We start from the raw sequence: 21,455 nt of genomic DNA on the forward strand, positions 1-21,455 counted from the left end.
CCAAACTAGCCACCCCCACCGACAAAAATCGGCTCGAAACCGCCACAGATGCACACTCAAAAAAATCCGCAAAATAGCCGCTCGGAGACCTGCCGGTCGAGGTCCCGCGTCTTGTCGGTGCGCGGACATAAGCTCGCGATGCCCTGTAACCACGCAATCCGAAAGGGGGCCGCCGACATGCGATTCCTGCACACCGCCGACTGGCAGCTCGGCATGACCCGGCACTTCCTGGCCGGGGACGCCCAGCCGCGCTACTCTGCGGCCCGGCGTGACGCGGTGGCCGGTCTGGGAGCGCTGGCGGCGGAGGTGGGCGCCGAGTTCGTCGTGGTGTCCGGAGATGTCTTCGAACACAATCAGCTTCCCCCGCGGGTTGTCGGGCAGTCCTTGGAAGCCATGCGCGCCATCGGGATTCCGGTCTACCTGCTGCCAGGCAACCATGATCCGCTCGATGCCTCCTCCGTCTACACCAGCGCGCTGTTCACCGCCGAACGCCCCGAGAACGTGATCGTGCTTGACCAGGCCGGCGTTCACCACGTGCGGCCCGGGCTGGAGATCGTCGCCGCGCCATGGCGATCCAAAGCCCCCACCTCCGACCTGGTCGCCGGCGTCCTCGAGGCGCTGACCCCGGAACCCGTTACCCGGATCCTCGTCGCGCACGGCGGGGTCGACGTTCTGGACCCTGATCGGGACAAGCCCTCAGTGATCCGGCTCACCGCCCTCGACGACGCGCTGGCGACGGGCACGGTGCACTACGCGGCACTGGGCGACAAGCATTCGCGCACCCGCGTCGGCAACACCGGCCGGGTCTGGTACTCCGGGGCGCCGGAAGTCACCAACTTCGACGACGTGGAATCGGACCCTGGCCACGTCCTCATCGTCGACATCGACGAAACGGACCCGAACCGCGCCGTCAAGGTGGAATCGCGGCATGTCGGCCGCTGGCGGTTCGTCACGTTGCATCGACAGGTCGATACCCGCCGCGACATCGTCGACCTCGACATGAACCTGGACCTGATGACCGACAAGGACCGCACGGTGGTGCGCTTGGCGCTCACCGGATCACTGACGGTCACCGACCGCGCCGCGCTCGATGCCTGCCTGGACAAGTACGCGCGGTTGTACGCCTGGCTCGGCCTGTGGGACCGCCACACCGATCTGGCGGTCATTCCGGCCGACGGCGAATTCAGCGATCTCGGTATCGGGGGATTCGCGGCCGCGGCGGTCGACGAGTTGGTGGTGACGGCGCGCGAGGGCGACTCCGAGACGGCCGTCGACGCGCAGGCGGCACTGGCGCTGTTGCTGCGCCTCACCGACCGGGGCGCCGCATGAAGTTGCACCGCCTGGTCCTGACGAATTACCGCGGCATCGCCCACCGGGAGATCGAGTTCCCCGACCACGGCGTCGTGGTGGTGTGCGGGGCCAACGAAATCGGCAAGTCGTCCATGATCGAGGCGCTGGACCTACTGCTCGAGTCCAGGGACCGTTCGACGAAGAAGGAAGTCAAGCAGGTCAAACCCACCAACAGTGACGTCGGCTCCGAGGTGAGCGCCGAATTAAGCTGCGGCCCTTATCGATTCGTATACCGCAAGCGTTTTCACAAGAAGTGTGAAACCGAGCTGACGATCCAGGCGCCGCACCGCGAACAGCTCACCGGCGACGAGGCGCACGAACGCGTCCGCGCCATGCTGGCCGAGACGGTGGACAGCGATCTGTGGCACGCCCAACGGGTGCTGCAGTCAGCGTCGACCGCGGCGGTGGATTTGTCGGGCTGTGACGCGCTCTCGCGCGCGCTGGATGTGGCGGCCGGCGACACCGGGGCGCTTTCCGGCACCGAGCCGCTGCTCATCGAGCGAATCGACGCCGAATACGGCCGCTACTTCACTCCCACCGGGCGCCCGACGGGTGAATGGGCCGCGGCGATCACCCGGCTGGCAGACGCCGAGGCGGCGGTCGCGGAGTGCGCGGCGGCGGTGGCCGAGGTCGACGAGCGGGTGTGCCGGCATGCAGTGTTGACCGAACAGGTCGCCGAGTTGTCGCAGCGTCGCATCGCGGCCCGACCGCGCCTCGCCGCCGCCCGGGAGGCCGCGGAACAGATCGACGAACTCGCCGGCCAGGCGCGCGAGGCCGAGTTGATCGCTGCGGCCGCGGCGGCTACGAGCGCCGCGGCGGCGGTCGCCCACCATGCACGGCTGCAACTGCTCGCCGAAATCGACGTCCGCACAGCCGGTGTCGCGGCCGTCGAGGCTCAAACGCAACAAGCGACCGATGAGCATGCGGCCGCGCACGTCGAAGCCGAGGCCGCCGACATCGCGGCCCGCAAGGCCACCGAGGCGCTTGCGGACCTGCATGACCGCGCGGAATCCGCCCGCCGAGCCGTCGCTGCGCTGGCCGACCGCGAGGAGGCCGACCGGTTGAGCGCCCGCTTGGCCAAGATCGAGGCCATCCAGCAGGACCGCGACCACGTGTGCGCCGCGCTCTCCGATGTCGCCGTCACCGAACAGCTGCTGCGACGAATCGAGGACGCCGCCGCGGCGGTCGATCGCACCGGCGACCAGCTGGCATCGACGTCCGCCGTCGTCGAGTTCACCGCCACAGCGGACGTGGAACTCGCCGTCGGCGACCAGCGGGTCTCGTTGGCCGAGGGGCAGACCTGGTCCCTCACGACCACCGGACCCACCGCCGTGCAGGTCCCCGGGGTCCTGACTGCGCGGATCACTCCAGGCGCGACGACGCTCGATGTCCAGGCGAAACACGCTGCAGCACACGAAGAGTTGGCCGCCGCGCTGGCAGAGGGCCGGGTAGCCGACCTCGCGGCCGCCCGCTCCGCCGATCGCCGTCGCCGCGAGCTGCAGGGTAGCCGCGACCAGCTGAGTGCCACCCTGGCCGGCCTCTGCGGCGACGAAGAGATCGACCAGCTGCGTTCCCGGCTCGCAGAGCTGCGTATCGGCCAACCGTCCGGGGTGGAACTTCCCGCTGCGGACGTCGACGCCGCCCGCGCCGAACTCGATGCGCTGGAGACCACGCGTCTGGCCGCGGTTGCGCACTGCGACGACCGCCGCCGGAACGCCACCGCCGCCGCCGCCCGGCTCACCGAATTAGCCACCCGCGCAACCGTTCTCCAGAACACGCTGGAGACCCAGCGCGGTGAACTCGCCGCGGCCACCGATAGGCTGGCCCGAGAGCGGGCATCGGCCGGCGACGACGACCTCGCGTCGGCGGCCGACGCCGCGCAACAAGCGGCGCGGGCCGCTGAGCTTCGTCACGCCGAGCTCGCCGAGGGACTGGCGGCGGCGAGTCCGGACGCGGTGCATGCCGAATTGACCGCTGCCACACAGGAAACAGAGGAACTCCGGGAGCGATACGAGAACGCCGCCCGCGCGTTGCGCGAGGTCACCATCGAACTGTCGGTGTTCGGCAGCGAGGGCCGCCAGGGCAAGCTCGACGCCGCGGAATCCGAACGCGAGCACGCGGCCGGCGAGCACATCCGGGTTGGCGGCCGGGCCAGGGCCGCGAGGCTGCTGCGCTCGGTCATGACCCGCCACCGCGACACCACCCGGCAGCGGTACGTCGAGCCCTATCGCGCCGAGCTGCAACGGCTCGGCCGCCCGGTGTTCGGGCCCACGTTCGAGGTCGACATCGACAGCGACCTTTGCATCCGCAGTCGCACGCTCAACGGCGTCACGGTGCCCTACGAATCACTGTCCGGCGGGGCCAAAGAACAACTCGCCATCCTGGCGCGGCTCGCGGGCGCGGCTTTGGTCGCCAAGGAGGACGCCGTTCCGGTGGTGGTCGACGACGCGCTCGGCTTCACCGATCCCGACCGGCTGGCCAAGATGGGGGAGGTCTTCGACACGGTCGGAACGCACGGGCAGGTGATCGTGCTCACCTGCAGCCCCGACCGGTATGACGGCGTCAAGGGCGCGCACCGCATCGACCTCAGCGCCTAGACCTGCGCGCACAGGTGCGCCAAGCGTCGCGCGGGGAGCGCTGCGATGGTGCCCGGCGAGGGCCCCGGCAGAATGGGACCATGGCGGGCCGACACCGATGACGATGAATGCGAAGCGGCGCCGGGTGCAGGAGAAGCTCGCGGCATTGCCCGGTGTGCGGCCCGTGCGTCGGCCGATCTCCCCGGATAGCCGCGAAGAGTTTGATCTGTACTACGTGCGCACCGGGCGTAAATCCGCGCACCCGCTGGTCATCATCCCGGGGGGTCCCGGGGTGGCCTCGGTGCAGATGTATCGGGGGTTGCGGGGTCGCGCGGCCGCGGCCGGCCTGGACGTCATCATGATCGAGCACCGCGGAGTGGGCATGTCCCGCCACGACGACTCCGGCGAGGATCTGCCCCCCGAAGCGATCACCGTGAATCAGGTCGTCGACGACATCGCCGCCGTGCTCGACGATGCCCGCGTCGACTCGGCCGTCATCTACGGTGCGTCGTACGGCACGTACATCGCGTCCGGGTTCGGCGTGCAACATCCGGGCCGGGTACGGGCAATGATCCTCGATTCGCCGCTGCTGTCGCGGCATGACATCGTGATCGTCCGTCGCGCGATCCGTCGGCTCCTGCTCCGCGGCGACAGCCCCGAAACCGCCGCGCTGGCGCCCAAAATGCGCAAACTCGTTGACGCGGGGGTGATGACGGCGGCGGCCACCCAGGTGGTGGCGACGATCTACGGGTACGGCGGTGCCGAGCTGCTCGAGCGGCAACTCGACCTACTGCTGGATGGCCGAAAGCTGTTGTGGTGGCTACTATCCCGGTTCGCCACGCTGAGCAACCTGCCGTTTCGCTACGAGGAAGACTTGGTGAGCCGCATCGCGTTCCGCGAGCTGAACTACGCCGCCGAACCCGACGGCCTACCGCTCGACCCCGCCGTGGCCGAACGCGAAGCGCGCACCCAGACGGCGACTTTCGAGGACGAGCCTTACGACCTGGCGGCCGAGATGCCGCATTTCGGCTGGCCCACCGCGGTGGTTTCCGGTGGCCGCGACCTCATCACTCCACCGGCGGTCGCCGAGCGGGTCGCCGCGCTGCTGCCCCACGCGGTGCTGTTGAAGCTGCCCAGCATGGCGCACAGCGCGTTGGACTTTCGCGAGCCCGCAGCGATCGAGATCGCGCGAGCGGTATGGCGGGGCGGGCTCGAGGGGCTCGCCGCGAAAGCACCGGCGCTGGACGCGCTTCCGGAGCGCCCGGAGCTGCGCCTGCTGTGGAAAGCGATCGCGGTGGCCGCCCTCGTCGAGGGCGCCCTGCCGATCCCCGCGAGGCTGCGCCGGATCACCCGCGCATGAACCCGATGGCGGTGTAGCGCAGGTCGCCTAGACCGGCGGCGCCGAAGTTGGCCAGCGTGCTGCGGACCGCGACGTCGCCGGGCGACTGCGTGAGCGGCAGGCTGAACCCTTCGGCCCAGATGAGTCTGTCGAGATCGTTGGCCAACGCCTGCGCCTTGGCGGGGTCGAGTTCCTGCAGGGTCCGCTCGATCGCCGCGTCGATCTGCGGGCTGCCGATCTTTCCGAAGTTGCTCTCCCCGCCCGACAGGTAGATCTGCGTCAGCGCCGAGAGGGGGAAAGCGTCGCCGAGCCAACCGAATTGGGCCATGTCGAAAGCCCCGACGTTGATGTAGTTGGTGAAGAACCCGCTGCCGGACCTGGACACCAGTTCGAGCTTGACGCCGATCTGCGCGAGGCTGTGCTGGGCGATCTGGGCGAACTGCCGGCTGCCCTGGGCGTCATAGAACAGATCGCGAATGACCAGCGGGCGACCGTCCTTCTCCCGGAACTGGCCATTCAGCTTCCAGCCCAGGGCGTCGAGCTCCCGCTTGGCCTGCTCCGGGTCATAGGGAACGACCGCGCTGTTGTCCTGGTAGCCCTTCTGCCCGGCGACGTAGATGTGGTTGCCCAACGCCACCGGATCGCTCGTGAGGCCGTATTGGACGACCTTGGCGATGGTGCGGCGGTCGATGCCCTTGGCCACCGCGAGGCGCAGCGCCTTGTCGGCCAGGATCGATCCCGGGGCGCCGTTGAAGGTGAAGTGAGACCATGCGGGCGCGGGGGCGCGCCGGATCGAGATCCCCTTCGTGCGTTGCGCGATGGTCAGCTGGTCGACGGAACCGACGCCGGACGCGTCGATGGTGTTGTTCTGCAGGGCCGGCAGCCGCGCGGCGTCGTCGAGTACCAGGTAGGTGATGTTGTCCAGTCGCGGCCGGGCACCCCACCATTTCGGGTTGCGCGACAACACGATCCGCTGTGTCGTCCGGTCCAGCGACGTGACGATGAAGGGGCCCGCCGACGGGCCGGGCCCCTCGAGCTGGCCCTTGTTGAACGCCTCCGGCGTGGCCGTCATGCTCCTGGGCAGCAGCATGCCGTTACCGGCGAACATGCCGCGCCACTCGGCGTACGGCTTGGCGAAGGTCACCACGGCTTGCCGGTCGTCGACACCCCGGGTGACCGACGCGACCCGGTCCGCGCCGCTGGGCCCGGCGATCTCGAACGTCTTGTCGGCGCCGCTCAACGCGTGGATCTGGCTGGCGATGTCTTCCCACGTGATCGGTGTGCCGTCGGACCACACCGCGCGCGGGTTGATCGTGTAGGTCACCACCTGCGGTGCGGTCCCGGTGAGTTCGACGCTGCTGAAGTAGTCGGTGTCCACAGTGGTCGAGCCGTCCGCGCCGATGACGAAGGCCCGGGGCAGGGTGGCCTTCATCATCGCGGCGACCTCGGCCGAGTTGCCGTCGATGTGCAGGATGTTGAAGTTGGGCGGGAAGTCGCTGAGCGCCAGCCGCAGGCTGCCGCCGTCTCGCAGCGTGGCGGGGTCCTGTGGGTTGATGTCGCTGGTGGTGCCGATCTCCGCGCTGTGGCCGCTTTCGGGCGCCAGGTTGATTGCCGGCGAGCAACCGGACACCGTCAGCACCATAACGACGATCGCCGTCGCGACCCGCCTAGACACGTCTGCTCGGATCCGGTTGTGGCACGGCCCCCAGCAGCCTCCGGGTGTACTCGTGCCGCGGGTTATCGAACACCTGCCCGCTGTCGCCCTGCTCCACGATCGTGCCGGCATACATGACCACGACCTGGTGCGCGAGGTGTCTGACCACCGAAAGGTCATGGGACACGAACAGGTACGACAGGCCGAACCGTTCCTGCAGATCGAGCAGCAGATTGATGATGCCGGCCTGAATCGAGACGTCCAGGGCGGAGACCGGCTCGTCGAGGGCCAAGATCTTGGGCTGCAACGCCAGCGCCCGCGCGATGCCGATGCGCTGCTTCTGCCCGCCGGAGAACTCGGCGGGATATCGGGCGGCGTCCGCTCGGCGCAGTCCCACGATGTCGAGCAGCTCGGCGACGCGCGCGTTGGTCTCGCTCTTTCCGAAGCCGTTGGCCAGCAACGGCTCGGCGAGGAGGTCGGACACCGGCAGCCGGGGGTCCAGTGACGCCACCGGGTCTTGGAACACCACCTGGATGTCGCGCCGCAACGATCGCCGCTGCGACGCGGTCAGGGTTGCCACGTCCGTGCCGAGCACGTCGATCGAACCAGACTGCGGCGCAACCAATTCCAGGATTTCGTGTAGCGTGGTCGACTTGCCCGAGCCGGACTCGCCGACGATGCCGAGGGTGCGGCCCTGCTGCAACTCGAAACTGACGCCGTCGACCGCGCGGACCTCGCCGACGCTGCGGCGCAACACCACACCTTTGGTCAGGGAAAAGGTCTTGACCAGATCGCGCACCCGCACGACGACCGACGAGTCGCCGGACGCGGGGGCATGCGCCTCGGTGTTGACACCGTAGATCTCCGCGGCGGTGCGTCCGTTGACCTGGTCGGTGCGGATGCAGGCCGCCCGGTGACCGGCGCCGACGGGGAGCAGGTCCGGTTCGTCCGCGCGGCAGTCCTCGATGACGAGGGGGCAGCGCGGCGCGAAGGGGCAGCCCGGTTCCAGTCCGACCAACGACGGGGGCGCGCCCGGGATGGGCACCAGCCGGGTGCCCTGCGCGGCGTTGAGCCGCGGGACAGAGCCCAACAGGCCTACGGTGTAGGGCATTTGGCGATCGCGGTACAGGTCGTGCACCCCGGCGGATTCGACGACCCGGCCCGCGTACATGACCAGCGCCCGGTCGGCGAACTCGGCGACCACGCCCAGGTCGTGGGTGATGATCAGCACGCCGGCGCCGGTGACGTCGCGCGCCGTCTTGAGCACCTCGAGGATCTGCGCCTGCACCGTGACGTCGAGCGCGGTGGTGGGTTCGTCGCAGATCAGCAGGTCGGGGTCGTTGGCGATCGCGATCGCGATGACCACCCGCTGCCGTTCGCCGCCGGACAGCTCGTGCGGAAACGCGCGGGCACGCCGGTCGGGCTGAGCGATACCGACCAAGTCGAGGAGTTCCGCCGCGCGGCGGCGGGCGGCCTTCTTGCCCACGTGCGGCTGGTGAATTTCGATCGCCTCGGCGATCTGGTCCCCGACTGTGTAGACGGGCGTCAGCGCCGACATCGGATCCTGGAACACCATGCCGACCGCCTTGCCGCGGAACCGCGACATCGCGTCGTCGCCCAGGCCCAGCAACTCGGTGTCGTGCAACCGCACCGAGCCGCGCACCCGCGCGTACTCCGGTAGCAGACCGACCACCGCCATCGCCGAAACCGACTTGCCCGAACCGGATTCGCCGACCATGGCCACGACCTCGCCCGGGGCGATGCTGTAGCTGATGCCGCGCACCGCGGTCACCGGGTCACCGTCCGTCGGGAAACTGACGGCCAGGTCGGCCACCTCGAGCAGCGCGTTCAACGGGTGCCGCCCCGCAACATGCCGCTGCCCGGGTCCAGCGCGTCGCGCAGGCCGTCACCGGTCACGTTGGCGCACACCAGGATCAGCACCAGCACCCCCGCCGGAAACAGGAACACCCACGGGAAGGTGGTCGCGGACTGGGTGCCGTTGGCGATCAACGTGCCCAGCGACACGTCCGGCGGCTGAATCCCGAAACCGAGAAAGCTCAGCCCGGTCTCGGCCAGGATGGCCGACGCGACGTTGAGGGCGGCGTCGATGATCAGGATCGAGGCCACGTTGGGCACCACATGGCGCAGGATGATCCGCTGGCTCGAAACGCCCATGTACCTTGCGGCCCTGATGAATTCGCGTTCACGCAGACTCATGGTCATGCCACGCACCATGCGCGAGCTGATCATCCAGCCGAAGCCGGCGAGCAGTAAGACGAGCAACAGGATGTTGGCGGAGCTCTTGGTTCGCGGAGTGACGATCGCGATGAGGATGAAGCTGGGTACCACCAACAGCAGGTCGACCAGCCACATCAGCGCCCGGTCCCGCCAGCCACCGAAATAGCCCGCGATCGAGCCGACCGTGGCGGCAATGCCGGTCGAGATGACCGCCACGCACACACCGATCAGCATCGACTTCTGCATGCCCCGCAGGATCTGTGCCAGCAGGTCCTGACCCAGCGCGTTGGTGCCCAGCCAGTGCCGGGCGTTCGGCGGTTGTAACAGCGCGTCGAAGTCGAGGTCGTCATAGGAATACGGCAGCAGGCCCGGCAGTGCGTAGCAGCCGACGAACAGCAGCACCAGCAGTGTGAGCGCCGTGACGGCCAACCGGTTGCGCACGAACCTGCGCAGCACCAGGGTGCGGCGCGAGGTGAACTCCGATGGTTTCGGGGACGAGATACCCTGAGCGCCTTCCACTTTGGGCTCGGCCGTCATGACACCCGCACCCTGGGATCGAGAGCTGCGTAGAAGACGTCGGAGAGCAGGCCCGCCAGCAGCACGACCGTGCCGGAAAACAGCGTGATGGCGGCGATGATGTAGGTGTCCTGCGTCGCGATGCCCTGCACCAGCCATTCGCCCATGCCATGCCAGCCGAAGATCTTCTCCACGAACACCGCGCCAGTCACCAGGCCGGCGACCCCGTAGGCGAACAGGGTGGCCAACGGTATCAGCGCCGTGCGCAGTCCGTGCTTCACCAGTGCGCGCCGGCGGGTGAGCCCCTTGGCGCGCGCGGTGCGAATGAAATCCTGGCCCAGGACGTCGAGCATCGCGTTGCGCTGATAACGGCTGTACCCGGCGGCGGCCGCCAAGGTCAGGGTGAGCGTGGGCAGGATCAGGTGCCGCAACCGGTCCACCAACTGATGCCAGGCCCCGCCCTCCACGCCGGGTGAGGTTTCCCCGGTGTAGTCGAAAAGGTGCACGCCCAAAGCCCAGTTCACCCGTAATGCGCCGAGGATCAAGAGGCTGGCGATGACGAACGTCGGAGTGCTCAGCACCAGCAGCGCCGCCATCGTGACGAGGCGGTCACTCATTCGGTATTGGCGGATGGCCCCCCAGGCCCCGGCCACGATGCCCAGCACCGTGCCCGCCAGCGACCCCACGACCAGGAGCCGCAGGGTGACCCCGACGCGCCGCCAGAGTGTGGCGCCGACGGGCTGTCCGGTGATGGTCTTGCCGAAGTCGCCGCGCACGGCATGCGAGGCCCACTGCGCATAGCGGATCGGTATCGGCTTGTCGAGGTTGAGCGCGTGCGCCTTGGCGTCGATGACGGACTGCGGCGGCCGCGGACTGCGCTGCAACAGGCTGTCCAGTGGGCGGAAGGCCACCGATGTCAGGCAAAACGTGAGAAACGATGCCAGCGCCAGCAGCACGACGTAGTTGAGCAACCGGCGCGCCAAGAAGCGAATCATCCCCGATCGCACCGCCCGACCCGCATTGGGACAGGTTAACGATTCCGGCCCGCACCGGCCCGGTTCGGCGGTCGATCCTTGTGATCCCGCTGATTTTCATGCGTCAATGAACGATGGCCCGTTGTTAACATCACCGCGGCACCGATGCGGGTAGCAACTCCGAGTGCTGCGACATTCCGAGGAGGCTTGCGTGACGGTTACCGACGACTTCCTGGCCAACAACGCCCACTATGCGAGCAGCTTCCACGGCCCGCTGCCGATGCCGCCGGCCAAACACGTCGCGGTCGTCGCCTGCATGGACGCCCGGCTCGACGTGTACCGCGCCCTCGGTCTCAATGAGGGCGAGGCCCACGTCATCCGCAACGCCGGCGGGGTGATCACCGACGACGTGATCCGGTCGCTGGCCATCAGTCAGCGGTTGCTCGGGACCCGGGAGATCATCCTGATCCACCACACCGATTGCGGAATGCTGACCTTCACCGACGACGACTTCAAGCGCGCCATTCAAGAGGAGACCGGCGTCAAGCCGCCGTGGGCGCCCGAAGCCTTCCCCGACGTGGCCGAGGACGTCCGGCAGTCGCTGCGGCGCATCGAGAACAGCCCGTTCGTGACCAAGCACGAGTCCGTGCGCGGATTCGTCTTCGACGTCGCGACGGGGAAGCTCGAGGAAGTCAAGGTCTAGCAGTAGTCGGCCCACCTTGTAGGTCGCGAGGGCCTTCGCGACGAGCTTGCCCTGCGCGCCGCACCATGCCGCCGCCATGACGTGACATCGGCGAGTATGGCGATCGCGCCCCCGTGGACCATGTCACCGATCGTGACGTTGGAGGTGTCCCACGGCAGCCGCAACCTCACCTCTGGTCGTCGAGCCGGTCGGCGACGATGCCCAGCTTGGCGACGAACGGTGATTCGAGGAGGAACTGCGCGATGACGTCGCGGCCGCTCGATGATGGGCCCTGGGGTGCAGAGTCGGAGGTCATCCGTTCATGCTTTCGCACCGGGCATCGGCCGGAAAAGGGTCGCCGCCCGTCTTGACCCGATCAGTCGGATCACCGTCGTCCGCGCTATGAGCGGCCCCACTTGACAACCCGTCACCCGTGCTGGTGCTGTGATGGCAAAGCTGCTAAACTTGACCGACTCTACCAGGTTTACCCCGAGGAAGCTATGCCCAGCGATCTGAAGGCGGCCCCCGCCGCCGGCCAGTACGAGTTGAGCCATCTGCGCTCACTGGAGGCCGAAGCGATCCACATCATCCGGGAGGTGGCCGCCGAGTTCGAGCGGCCGGTGTTGTTGTTCTCCGGCGGCAAGGACTCCATCGTCATGCTGCACCTGGCACTGCGGGCGTTTAAGCCCGGGAGGTTGCCGTTCCCCGTGATGCACGTCGACACCGGCCACAACTTCGACGAGGTGATCGCCACCCGCGACGAGCTCGTCGCCGAGCACGGGGTCCGCCTGGTCGTCGCGTCGGTCCAGGAGGACATCGACGCCGGCCGCGTCGTCGAGCCCAAGCAGGGACGCAACCCGATCCAGACCGTGACGCTGCTGCGCGCCATCCGGGAGAACAAGTTCGACGCGGCGTTCGGCGGAGCGCGCCGCGACGAGGAGAAGGCGCGCGCCAAGGAACGCGTGTTCAGCTTCCGTGACGAGTTCGGCCAGTGGGACCCGAAGGCGCAGCGGCCCGAGCTGTGGAACCTCTACAACGGCCGGCACCACAAGGGCGAGCACATCCGGGCCTTCCCGCTGTCCAACTGGACCGAGTTCGACATCTGGTCCTACATCGGTGCCGAGAACATCGCGCTGCCCTCGATCTATTACGCCCACCGGCGCAAGGTGTTCCGCCGCGACGGCATGCTGCTGGCCGTCGACCGGCACATGCAACCGCGCGACGACGAGCCGGTGTTCGAAACGACGGTCCGTTTCCGCACCGTCGGCGACGTCACCTGCACCGGATGCGTGGAATCGGAAGCCTCGACGGTGGAGGAGGTCATCGCCGAGACCGCGGTGTCCCGGCTGACCGAACGCGGCGCCACCAGGGCAGACGACCGAATCTCGGAAGCCGGCATGGAAGACCGCAAACGGCAGGGGTACTTCTGATGGCCACACCCACCACGCTGCTTCGCCTCGCCACCGCGGGTTCCGTCGACGACGGCAAGTCCACCCTGATCGGGCGCCTGCTCTACGACTCCAAGGCCGTCATGGAGGACCAGTGGGCCGCGGTGGAACAGACCTCCAAGGATCGTGGTCACGACTACACCGACCTGGCGCTGGTGACCGACGGCTTGCGCGCCGAACGTGAGCAGGGCATCACGATCGACGTCGCCTACCGCTATTTCGCCACTCCCAAGCGGAAATTCATCATCGCCGACACCCCGGGCCACATCCAGTACACCCGCAACATGGTGACCGGCGCGTCGACCGCCCAACTGGTGATCGTGCTCGTCGATGCGCGGCACGGCCTGCTGGAGCAGTCCCGCCGGCACGCCTTCCTGGCCTCGTTGCTGGGCATCCAGCACATCGTGCTCGCCGTGAACAAGATGGACCTGATCGGCTGGGACAGAGACAAATTCGAGGCGATCCGGGACGAATTCCACGCGTTCGCCGCGCGCCTGGACGTGCACGACGTGGCCACCATCCCGCTATCCGCGTTGCACGGCGACAACGTGGTGACCAAGTCGGACCAGACGCCCTGGTACGAGGGCCCGGCGCTGTTGTCGCACCTGGAGGAGGTCTACATCGCCGGCGACCGCAACCTGGTCGACGTGCGATTCCCGGTCCAGTACGTCATCCGGCCGCACACCCGCGAACACCAGGACCACCGCAGCTATGCCGGCACCGTGGCCAGCGGGGTCATGCGTGCCGGTGACGAGGTCGTCGTCCTGCCGATCGGCAAGACCACCCGGATCACCGCGATCGACGGGCCGAACGGTCCTGTCGAAGAAGCCTTTCCGCCGATGGCCGTGTCGATCAGCCTTGCCGACGAGATCGACATCTCGCGCGGTGACCTCATCGCCCGCAGCAACAACCAGCCCCGGATCGCCCAGGATTTCGACGCGACCGTGTGCTGGATGGCCGACGACGCGACGCTGGAGCCCGGCCGCGAATACGTCATCAAGCACACCACCCGCACCACGCGCGCGCGGGTGACCGGGCTGGACTACCGGCTGGACGTGAACACCCTGCACCGCGACAAGACTGCAAACGCATTGCAGCTCAACGAACTTGGTCGAATTTCGCTGCGCACTCAGGTGCCCTTGCTGCTCGACGAGTACACCCGCAACGCCAGCACGGGCTCGTTCATCCTGATCGACCCGCACACCAACGGCACCGTCGCCGCGGGCATGGTGCTGCGTGACGTCTCGGTGCAGACGGCGAGCCCGAACACGGTGCGGCACAAGTCATCGGCCGTCGCCGAAGCCCGCCCGCGGGGCAGGACCATATGGTTCACCGGTCTGTCCGGATCCGGCAAGTCGTCGGTGGCGATGCTGGTCGAGCAGATGCTGCTCGAAAAGGGCATCCCCGCTTACGTTCTCGACGGTGACAACCTGCGGCACGGCTTGAACGCCGACCTGGGCTTCAGCATGGCCGACCGCGCGGAGAACCTGCGCCGGCTGGCGCATGTGGCGGCTCTGCTCGCCGACTGCGGCAACGTCGTGCTGGTGCCGGCCATCAGCCCGCTGACCGAGCAGCGCGAGATGGCTCGTAATGTGCACGCCGCCGCGGGGTTCGACTTCATCGAGGTGTTCTGCGACACCCCCATCGAAGAATGCGAGCAGCGTGATCCCAAGGGGCTCTATGCCAAGGCCCGCGCGGGCGAGATCGCACACTTCACCGGCATCGACAGCCCGTATCAACCGCCGGCCAACCCCGACCTGCGGCTGACGCCGGACCGCACCGTCGAGGAGCAGGCACGCAGCATCGTCGATCTGCTCGAATCACGCGGATAGCGCGCCCGGCTACGCCGGATTTCGCACATCGGGTGGCACAATCCTGAGAGTGCGCATGTCGGCGAAGGCGGAGTACGCGGTGCGGGCCATGGTCCAGCTCGCCACGGTCCCCCACGGGACGTTGGTGAAAACCGACGACTTGGCCCAGGCACAGGGCATACCGCCGCAGTTTCTCGTCGACATCCTGACCAACCTGCGCACCGACCGCCTGGTGAGAAGCCATCGGGGCCGCGAGGGCGGTTACGAACTGGCCCGGCCCGGCAACGAGATCAGCATCGCCGACGTGTTGCGCTGCATCGACGGGCCACTGGCCAGCGTGCGCGACATCGGTCTGGGCGACTTGCCCTACTCGGGCCCCACCGCGGCGCTCACCGACGTCTGGCGGGCGCTGCGCGCCAGCATGCGCTCGGTGCTGGAGGAAACCACGCTGTCCGACGTCGCCGCCAACGCCCTGCCCAGACACGTGGCGCAGTTCGCCGAGGACTACCGAACGCAGGAGAGCGTGCGGCACGGCACACCGCGTGGGGGCGAATAACCACTACCGCTGGCCCCCCGACCCGTAGGGGCGGGTCAGGATCTCCATGGCATGCCCCGACGGGTCCAGGAAGTACACCCCGCGCCCGCCGTCCCTATGGTTGATCTCGCCGGGCCGGTTGGCGCCGGGGTCGGCCCAGTGCTGCAGTCCGCGCGAGGAGATCTTGCCGTAGATCGTGTCGAACTCCTCTTCGGACACCAGGAAGGCGTAGTGCTGCCGCGGAATCTCCGTCCCGCCGGGGGCGTCCGAATAGTCCAGGCTGGCGCCGTGCTCGAGCTGGACAACCATGAAGTGGCCGAACGGCTTTGGGTCTGGCAGTCCGAACAACTCGGTGAGGAATTCCGCGGACTCGCGCTTGTCGCGGGAGGCGACGATCGTGTGGTTGAAACTGATGGCCATGCTCCTCCTATTTCGGTGCGGTGAGTTCGAGGGCGATGTTGTCGGGGTCGCGGAACTGCAGGATGTAGGACGGCCCGATGTCCTTCACAGGTTCGTGGGAGACACCCAGATCATCGAGATGGGCTGCGGCGGAATCCAATTCGTCCTTGCTGGCGACCCGGAACGCGATGTGGTCGAGCCCGGTGCGGTCTTCGTCGAAGCGGTCGGTGGCAACGGGCCGCAGTCCGAGCAGCGTGCCGCCGAGGTCGTAGATGACGCCACCGAACAGGAAGCTCAATTGGCTGCGGGTGGCCTCGTCGGCGTTGTCGGGCACCTCCAGCAGCACCGGCCAACCGAAAACGCTCTCATAGAACTGACGGGACCGCTCGATATCGGTGACGGTGAGGCGGACGTGCGCGATGGAACTGCTGGTGAAACCCATCTGCTCCATGCTGCCACTTGCCCGCCCGGATGTTGACTGTCATGCCAGAATCGCCGTCGTGCGGATTGCGATGACGCTGCCGGTGATGGAGCCGGACTTGGATGCGGAAGTGTTGGAGAGCTGGGCGCGCGGGATCGACGCCGGCCCGTTCTCATCGCTGTGCTGGGGTGAGCGCATCGCGTTCGACAACCCGGACAACCTCACCCTGCTGGGAGCGCTGGCCGCCTGGACGCGTCGGGTGCGGCTGCTGACGACCGTGATCGTCCCGCAGCTGCACGACCCCGTGATGCTGGCCAAGGCCCTGGCGACCGGCGACATGCTCTGTGGTGGGCGGCTGAGCGTGGGCATCGGCGTGGGCGGCAGGCACGAGGACTACCACGCCGTCGGCGCCGACCCGGCGACGCAGACCATGCGCGACATGGCCGAACGCGTGGCCGTGATGAAGCGGGTGTGGGCCGGCGAAAAGCTCACCGACTCGGTCCTGCCGGTCGGGCCCGCGCCGGTGCAGCCCGGCGGTCCGCCGCTGTTGGTGGGCAGCATCGGCCCGAAGACCATCCGCAGCGCCGCGTCCTGGGCCGCCGGGCTCGCCGGGACCACCCTGGACCTGGATGCCGCCAAGCAGAACGAGCTGTTCGACGTCGCGCGCGACGCGTGGGCGCGGGTGGGCAAGGGCAAACCGCACCTGGTGACGTCGTTCTGGTTCGCGTTCGGCTCACCCGAGCAGGCTCGCGCCCAGGTGCATCGTCATCTGCGGCGGTACATGAACTGGATACCGGGGGAGTACGTCGACGCGATGGCGCCGACGACCGGCTGGGCCGGCACCGAGGACGAGCTGCTGGCCGTGCTGCGCAAGTTCGAGGCCATCGGCGCCGACGAGGTGCAGCTCATCCCGACCAGCTCGGACGTCGACCAGCTCAGCCGCGCGGCGGACGTGGCGGCCCGGCTCTAGGGGGTTAGGCCGACGCGCGCTGGTCGTCGCCCGCCGCCGGCTGCTGGGGAGGCTGACCCTTGCGCAGCGTCGCCAGCAGCTCGCGGTACGGGCCGACGAGGTAGACGGTGTCGCCGCCCCGCAGCCAGGCGTCACGGCGCGGGTGGAGCTCGACGGGCGCGTCCTGGCGGGTGATCGCAATGACGCGCGTCTGCGTCGACAGTTCGAACATCTTCAGCCCGTCGAGCTCGCTGCCGGGCGCCACGTGCATCCCGCCGATCATGAACGAGCGCTGCCCGACGGAGAAGGTGCCCAGCACCTGCAGGCCCATCGCGGCGCCGATGAACCATGGCGCGGCCAGTTCGACGGTGGACCGGACGTTTTCGAAGCCGAACCGCTGCGCCACCGCGGCCCCCAGCGCACGGTCATAGACCCGGAGCACCAGGGGAACGTCGGGCCGCACGACTTCGGGCTTCACCCGGGGCCCGAGCATCTCGCGCAGCACGATCCCGGTCTCGATGTTGACCATGTCGTCCTGCGTCAGCACCGCCACCGCGCGGGCGTGGTCGACGCGCGCCGCCTCCAGCGTCTGGCGCAGCGTCGCGTCGCCGAAGATCACCGGCACGTCAAGGTCGGCCGCCGTCGACAGAAACCGGTTGTTCTCGTCCCGCTCGATCACCGCGACGTCGTACCCGGCCGACCTCAAGTCGGCGATCACGCGGCTGCCGAACGAACCCAGCCCGACGACGATCACGTGATTGCGCAGGTGGCGCGCCCGGCGGCGGCCGACCGAATGGGCGAAACGCCGCGATAGCAGCAGGTCGGCGATGAAGGCGACGAGAAGCGCGGTGGTCGTCACCCCGGCGAACATCAGCATGATGCTGAACAGCCGCAGCCAGGTGGGCTGCTGCAGGAAGCTGAAGTCGCCGTAACCCACCGTCGCGATCGTCTCGGTGCTGAAATACAGCGCGTCGAGCCACGTCATCTTCGGATGCGGCTGGTAGCTGAACCGCAGCACCACCGTCGACCCGATCAGCAGGCACGCCGCCGCCAGCAACGCTCTCGCGAACATCGGGTTGACGTCGTCACGCAGGGCGCGCGCGCCGTCGAGCGCCCTGCGCAGCCGGGTCAGGCGATATCGCGTCACCGTGGGCCGCGGAACCCTGATGCCGCGGGCGGCCAGTTCGTCGGCGGTGCCGATCATCGCGGTCCAGTCGCCGGCGTGGATCGGCAGGTCGCGGCCCGGACAGGACACGACCTCTCCCGGGGTGGCGCAGTTCTCGCCGTGGATCACCGCCACCGGCGCCAGGTCGCCGTAGATCTCGCGCAGCGTCGCGCTGTACGGCGCCTCGGCGCCGGAGACGACGAACTCGATGCCCGCCGCCTCGAACGGGTGCACGGTGTGCGCCAGACACGCCTCGACAACCGAGGGTGCCGCCAGGTCGGCGACGTCCAGGATCGCCCCGGGGCGCTTGTCCGCGGCCATGGCCGTGCGCAGCACGTCATTGGCCAGCCGCGCCACCACGCGCACGCCCGGGTTGGCCTTGCGTGCCAGCAGCGCGATTTCCAGGTTGGTCGCGTCGTCGTCCCCGACGCAGATCACGGCGAGAGCGCGGGTGACCCCGACGGTTTCGAGCTCACCGGCGGTGCGGACCTTGACGATGTGCATGCCGGCGGTGTTGAGCTCCTCGACGATCGTGGTGGCCAGCGCGTCGTCACCGCTGACGATGATGTGGCCGCGCATGGTCACCCCCGCTCCCGGGCGTCCGGCATAACCCCCACCTCTGCTGACGTTGGCGTTTTGTTCCTATGACTATCGGGCACCGTGCCGATTCATGCCAGCGCGACACCGGAGGCGGGGAAGGCGAGGTGAATTGCCACGGCGCCGCGCGCGAGATTCGATAGCGATATGACGCAGCCGGAACTGCCCGGGCCGCTTGCCGCCTTGACCCGGCTCATCTCGGAGCGCATCGCCGCGGCCGATTTCGCCGGGGCGTTGCCGCTGATGAACGAGCTGGTCGCGCTGTGCCGGCCGATCCTGGGGGAGCGCCATCCCAACGTGTTGGACATGGAGCTCGCGCTGGTGCACCTGCAGCTGCAGATGGGAGACCAGGCCGGGGCCTATGCCGCTCTCGAGCAGCTGGTACCCGAACTGGAGGAGGTGCTCGGCCGCAATCACATCACCACGTTGACGGCGCGTCACATGTTCGCCGACCGGCCGCAGCCCGAGGGGCGCGCCGCGCTGGCCGAATGGTCGCAGCTGCTGGCCGACGAAGAAGGCGTGCTGGGCGCCGAGCACCCGACCGTGCTGACGTCCAGGGACCGGGTGGCGCACCAGCTCAAGGAGCTCGGTGACTACCCGGGGGCCATCGCCGAGGGTGAGCGCGTCCTTGCCGCACGGCGCTTGGTGCTCGGTGAGCACCACGAGGACACGCTGGGGATGCGGTTGTCACTGGCGCAATGGCACGGCGAATCGGTGGACGCCGCCGGCGCCATGGCCCAACTCGAGTCGCTGGTCGAGGTGATGCGAGAGAAGCTGGGGCACGACCACCGCCACACGCTGATCGCGCGGCACACGATCGCGCTGTGGGAGTCCGAACCCGAGGATTACCGGGACAAGGTCGCCACCTGGCAAGCCCTGGCCGACGACGAAGCCCGGGTCTTCGGTGACGACAGCCCCCTCACCGTCGCCGCCCAAGAGGAACTGGCGAAGTGGCGGGACCGTGTCGAGGACCTCCGCTGGGTGGCCGAGATGCGCGACCGGGTCGAAGAATCCACCAAGCGCCGCTTCAGGGCCAAACAACAAGCGACGCAACGGTTTTCGAATGGCGAATACCTGCGGTGCTGGCTTGCCGAGCGGGGTGCCCAATTCCCGGTGTGGGCAAGCCATTACGGCGGCGATGCCGTCTGGGACTTCTCCCCGGCGTCCCTCGACGCGCTGGAAGAGCTGGTCGTTCAGAAGGCTCCGACACCCGAACAGCTCCTGGACGAGGAACGCAATGCGCCGTTCCTCGACGGCGCGGTGTGGTATCTCGGCGAGGTGCTGCGCCGCGGACGATCTCTGCCCTGGGAATACACCCGCGGCGAAACGGCGGATCCCACCGTCGGACCCGTCGACGTCTTCGGGGCCCTCACCAGCGTGTTGCATTCCGTCGACCGCGGTGCGCTGCGCCGGACGTACGACCGCTTCACGGCCCCCCGGTAACGGGACGCGTCGTGGGCCGGCAGTGATACTGGGCGGGTGCACTTCATCGAATGCGTCGCGTCCCGCGAGGTCTACCGGAGCCAATGGATGGTGCTCCGCGAAGACGACATCCGTCGCCCGGACGGCAGCCCCGGCATTTACGGCGTGGTGGACAAACCCGACTATGCGCTGGTGATGCCGTTCGACGGGGACCGCTTCCGGCTGGTCGAGCAGTTTCGGTACCCGCTCGGGGCGCGACGCTGGGAATTCCCGCAAGGAACCGCACCCGGTTTGGCGGACACGGACCCCTCCGAGCTGGCCGCGCGTGAGTTGCGCGAGGAAACGGGATTGAGTGCGACGTCGTTCGAAGTCCTCGGCCAGCTCGACGTCGCACCGGGCATGACGAGCCAGCGCGGGTGGGTGTTCCTGGCCACCGGAATCGTCGAGGGCGAGCCGGACCTCGAGCACGAGGAACAGGACCTGCGCAGCGCCTGGTTCGACCGCGAGGACGTCGAGCAGATGATCCGTTCCGGAGTGATCGCCGACGCACAGTCCGTCGCCGCCTACAGCCTGTTCCTGCTGCGACGGCCATGACGCAATGCGGGGACCCGCCGCGTCCCGCGTGTCACTGGTTGGGCGCGGGCGTCATCGAGGCGATGTAATAGACCTCGTGCCCGGTGGGGTAGCCGCCGCCGTTGGTGGCGATGTGAACGTGGTCGTAGTGGTTGAGGGTTTCCGACCCGAGGTCGGCCGTCCAGCTTCCCCCTCCGACGCCCGGATAGATCTTCTGCCGCCAGATCACGTGGTTGATTCCCCAGCGCTTCGCGTTCGCCAAGGCGTACCCGGCGATCTGGTTGCCCAGCTCGATGCCCTCGGGGGTGTTGTGGTTCGGGATCATCACGTCGATCGCCAACCCGTTGGGGTGCCACGGCAAGGGGTCTTCGCGGTACCCGTAGATCGTCTTGATCTGCGGAAACAGCACGCTGATGGCTCGCTCCGCCCAGATCGTCTTGACCTGGAGCCGGTCCTCCGAGGCCAGGCCGCGGGGCAACGCGACCTGGAACTGCTGGGCGGCGGCGGGCGCGTTCGCGGCCAGCATCTCGACTTCCGCGGGAGTGGCGGTGTGCGGGTTGTCGATGAGTGGCGCGGCGGCGTTGGTAGGTGCGGCGGATGCGGTCGTGGGGGCCGCCGCCAGCGCGTTCGGCGCGCAGCATCGCGGCTTCGTGTCTTGGGCGTAGATCATGCCGGCCGCAAGTGCGAGCGAGCCCAGGATCGCCAGCCAGCGCCCACGGCCGTTGGCTAACACGTTCTTGCCCACGACCAGCAGCTTAGTGTCGTGGGCGACGCCTGTGGTGGGATTGGCGTTGGTTTTTCGGCTC

At 68.3% G+C, this 21,455-nt stretch carries 18 protein-coding genes and 1 pseudogene; 10 read left to right on the forward strand and 9 right to left on the reverse strand.

Annotated elements, in window-relative coordinates; genetic code table 11:
* The first annotated feature begins 177 nt into the window (after positions 1 to 177).
* The 3 genes from C1737_RS00345 (at position 178) to C1737_RS00355 (ending at position 5,286) form a co-directional block, all read left to right on the forward strand.
* Positions 178 to 1,329, forward strand: coding sequence for an exonuclease SbcCD subunit D (locus tag C1737_RS00345; RefSeq protein WP_102416927.1), 1,152 nt, complete (start codon positions 178 to 180; stop codon positions 1,327 to 1,329).
* A complete protein-coding gene (locus C1737_RS00350) occupies positions 1,326 to 3,947 on the forward strand; it encodes an ATP-binding protein (protein WP_102416928.1) in 2,622 nt (873 codons plus the stop codon). Before C1737_RS00345 ends, C1737_RS00350 begins: the two co-directional genes overlap by 4 nt.
* Before the next feature lie 97 nt (positions 3,948 to 4,044).
* The gene (locus C1737_RS00355; protein ID WP_068098315.1) at positions 4,045 to 5,286 is read left to right on the forward strand and encodes an alpha/beta hydrolase; all 1,242 of its coding nucleotides are present in this window, start codon (positions 4,045 to 4,047) and stop codon (positions 5,284 to 5,286) included.
* Here C1737_RS00355 and C1737_RS00360 read toward each other — a convergent pair.
* The 4 genes from C1737_RS00360 to C1737_RS00375 are packed head-to-tail and all read right to left on the reverse strand — an operon-like array spanning position 5,273 to position 10,668.
* Positions 5,273 to 6,907, reverse strand: a complete 1,635-nt coding sequence (locus tag C1737_RS00360) for an ABC transporter family substrate-binding protein (protein WP_102416929.1) — start codon at positions 6,905 to 6,907, stop codon at positions 5,273 to 5,275. The genes C1737_RS00355 and C1737_RS00360 overlap by 14 nt on opposite strands.
* A gap of 25 nt (positions 6,908 to 6,932) precedes the next feature.
* Complete coding sequence (locus C1737_RS00365; protein WP_102416930.1) at positions 6,933 to 8,771, reverse strand: ABC transporter ATP-binding protein; 1,839 nt, start codon at positions 8,769 to 8,771, stop codon at positions 6,933 to 6,935.
* Complete coding sequence (locus tag C1737_RS00370; protein WP_068098312.1) at positions 8,768 to 9,694, reverse strand: ABC transporter permease; 927 nt, start codon at positions 9,692 to 9,694, stop codon at positions 8,768 to 8,770. Before C1737_RS00370 ends, C1737_RS00365 begins: the two co-directional genes overlap by 4 nt.
* Positions 9,691 to 10,668 (reverse strand): ABC transporter permease, encoded by a 978-nt coding sequence (locus C1737_RS00375; protein ID WP_067927907.1) that lies wholly within the window; start codon positions 10,666 to 10,668, stop codon positions 9,691 to 9,693. The genes C1737_RS00370 and C1737_RS00375 overlap by 4 nt, the downstream gene beginning before the upstream one ends.
* A gap of 190 nt (positions 10,669 to 10,858) precedes the next feature.
* Here C1737_RS00375 and C1737_RS00380 point away from each other — a divergent pair, with 190 nt between their 5' ends.
* Positions 10,859 to 11,350, forward strand: a complete 492-nt coding sequence (locus C1737_RS00380) for a carbonic anhydrase (RefSeq protein WP_067927964.1) — start codon at positions 10,859 to 10,861, stop codon at positions 11,348 to 11,350.
* A 47-nt stretch (positions 11,351 to 11,397) separates the two neighbouring features.
* Here C1737_RS00380 and C1737_RS00385 read toward each other — a convergent pair.
* Positions 11,398 to 11,645 (reverse strand): annotated as a pseudogene (locus tag C1737_RS00385) (PaaI family thioesterase); the annotation flags it as partial.
* A 184-nt stretch (positions 11,646 to 11,829) separates the two neighbouring features.
* On the opposite strand from C1737_RS00385, the gene cysD reads away from it, so the two are divergent.
* From cysD to C1737_RS00400, 3 genes are read left to right on the forward strand one after another with little or no spacing between them, the layout of a single operon-like run.
* Positions 11,830 to 12,759 carry a sulfate adenylyltransferase subunit CysD gene (gene cysD / locus C1737_RS00390; protein WP_067927909.1) on the forward strand — a complete coding sequence of 310 codons (930 nt, stop codon included), beginning with the start codon at positions 11,830 to 11,832 and terminating at the stop codon, positions 12,757 to 12,759.
* Complete coding sequence (gene cysC, locus C1737_RS00395; RefSeq protein WP_068098310.1) at positions 12,759 to 14,609, forward strand: adenylyl-sulfate kinase; 1,851 nt, start codon at positions 12,759 to 12,761, stop codon at positions 14,607 to 14,609. The genes cysD and cysC overlap by 1 nt, the downstream gene beginning before the upstream one ends.
* 49 nt (positions 14,610 to 14,658) lie before the next feature.
* Positions 14,659 to 15,144, forward strand: a complete 486-nt coding sequence (locus tag C1737_RS00400) for an RrF2 family transcriptional regulator (protein ID WP_067927913.1) — start codon at positions 14,659 to 14,661, stop codon at positions 15,142 to 15,144.
* Between the two features lie 3 nt (positions 15,145 to 15,147).
* On the opposite strand, the gene C1737_RS00405 is transcribed toward C1737_RS00400, so the two are convergent.
* Together C1737_RS00405 and C1737_RS00410 are read right to left on the reverse strand one after the other, a co-directional pair.
* Positions 15,148 to 15,543, reverse strand: coding sequence for a VOC family protein (locus tag C1737_RS00405; RefSeq protein WP_067927915.1), 396 nt, complete (start codon positions 15,541 to 15,543; stop codon positions 15,148 to 15,150).
* A gap of 7 nt (positions 15,544 to 15,550) precedes the next feature.
* On the reverse strand, positions 15,551 to 15,964 hold the full coding sequence (locus tag C1737_RS00410) for a VOC family protein (RefSeq protein WP_067927967.1): 414 nt from the start codon (positions 15,962 to 15,964) through the stop codon (positions 15,551 to 15,553).
* Between the two features lie 70 nt (positions 15,965 to 16,034).
* On the opposite strand from C1737_RS00410, the gene C1737_RS00415 reads away from it, so the two are divergent.
* Positions 16,035 to 16,913, forward strand: coding sequence for an LLM class flavin-dependent oxidoreductase (locus C1737_RS00415; RefSeq protein WP_102416931.1), 879 nt, complete (start codon positions 16,035 to 16,037; stop codon positions 16,911 to 16,913).
* A 4-nt stretch (positions 16,914 to 16,917) separates the two neighbouring features.
* Here C1737_RS00415 and C1737_RS00420 read toward each other — a convergent pair whose 3' ends face one another.
* Entirely contained in the window at positions 16,918 to 18,636 is a 1,719-nt protein-coding gene (locus C1737_RS00420; protein ID WP_067927970.1) for an NAD-binding protein, read from the reverse strand.
* A 165-nt stretch (positions 18,637 to 18,801) separates the two neighbouring features.
* Here C1737_RS00420 and C1737_RS00425 point away from each other — a divergent pair, with 165 nt between their 5' ends.
* Both C1737_RS00425 and C1737_RS00430 read left to right on the forward strand, forming a co-directional pair.
* Positions 18,802 to 20,097 (forward strand): tetratricopeptide repeat protein, encoded by a 1,296-nt coding sequence (locus C1737_RS00425; protein WP_102416932.1) that lies wholly within the window; start codon positions 18,802 to 18,804, stop codon positions 20,095 to 20,097.
* A gap of 87 nt (positions 20,098 to 20,184) precedes the next feature.
* Positions 20,185 to 20,670: an NUDIX hydrolase gene (locus C1737_RS00430; protein ID WP_231980581.1), complete on the forward strand. Its 486-nt coding sequence runs from the start codon at positions 20,185 to 20,187 to the stop codon at positions 20,668 to 20,670.
* A gap of 31 nt (positions 20,671 to 20,701) precedes the next feature.
* Here C1737_RS00430 and C1737_RS00435 read toward each other — a convergent pair whose 3' ends face one another.
* Entirely contained in the window at positions 20,702 to 21,394 is a 693-nt protein-coding gene (locus tag C1737_RS00435) for a glycoside hydrolase (protein WP_068098307.1), read from the reverse strand.
* Positions 21,395 to 21,455: the final 61 nt, after the last annotated feature.

It is taken from the genome of Mycobacterium sp. 4858 (assembly GCF_900240975.1).
GTDB lineage: Bacteria > Actinomycetota > Actinomycetes > Mycobacteriales > Mycobacteriaceae > Mycobacterium.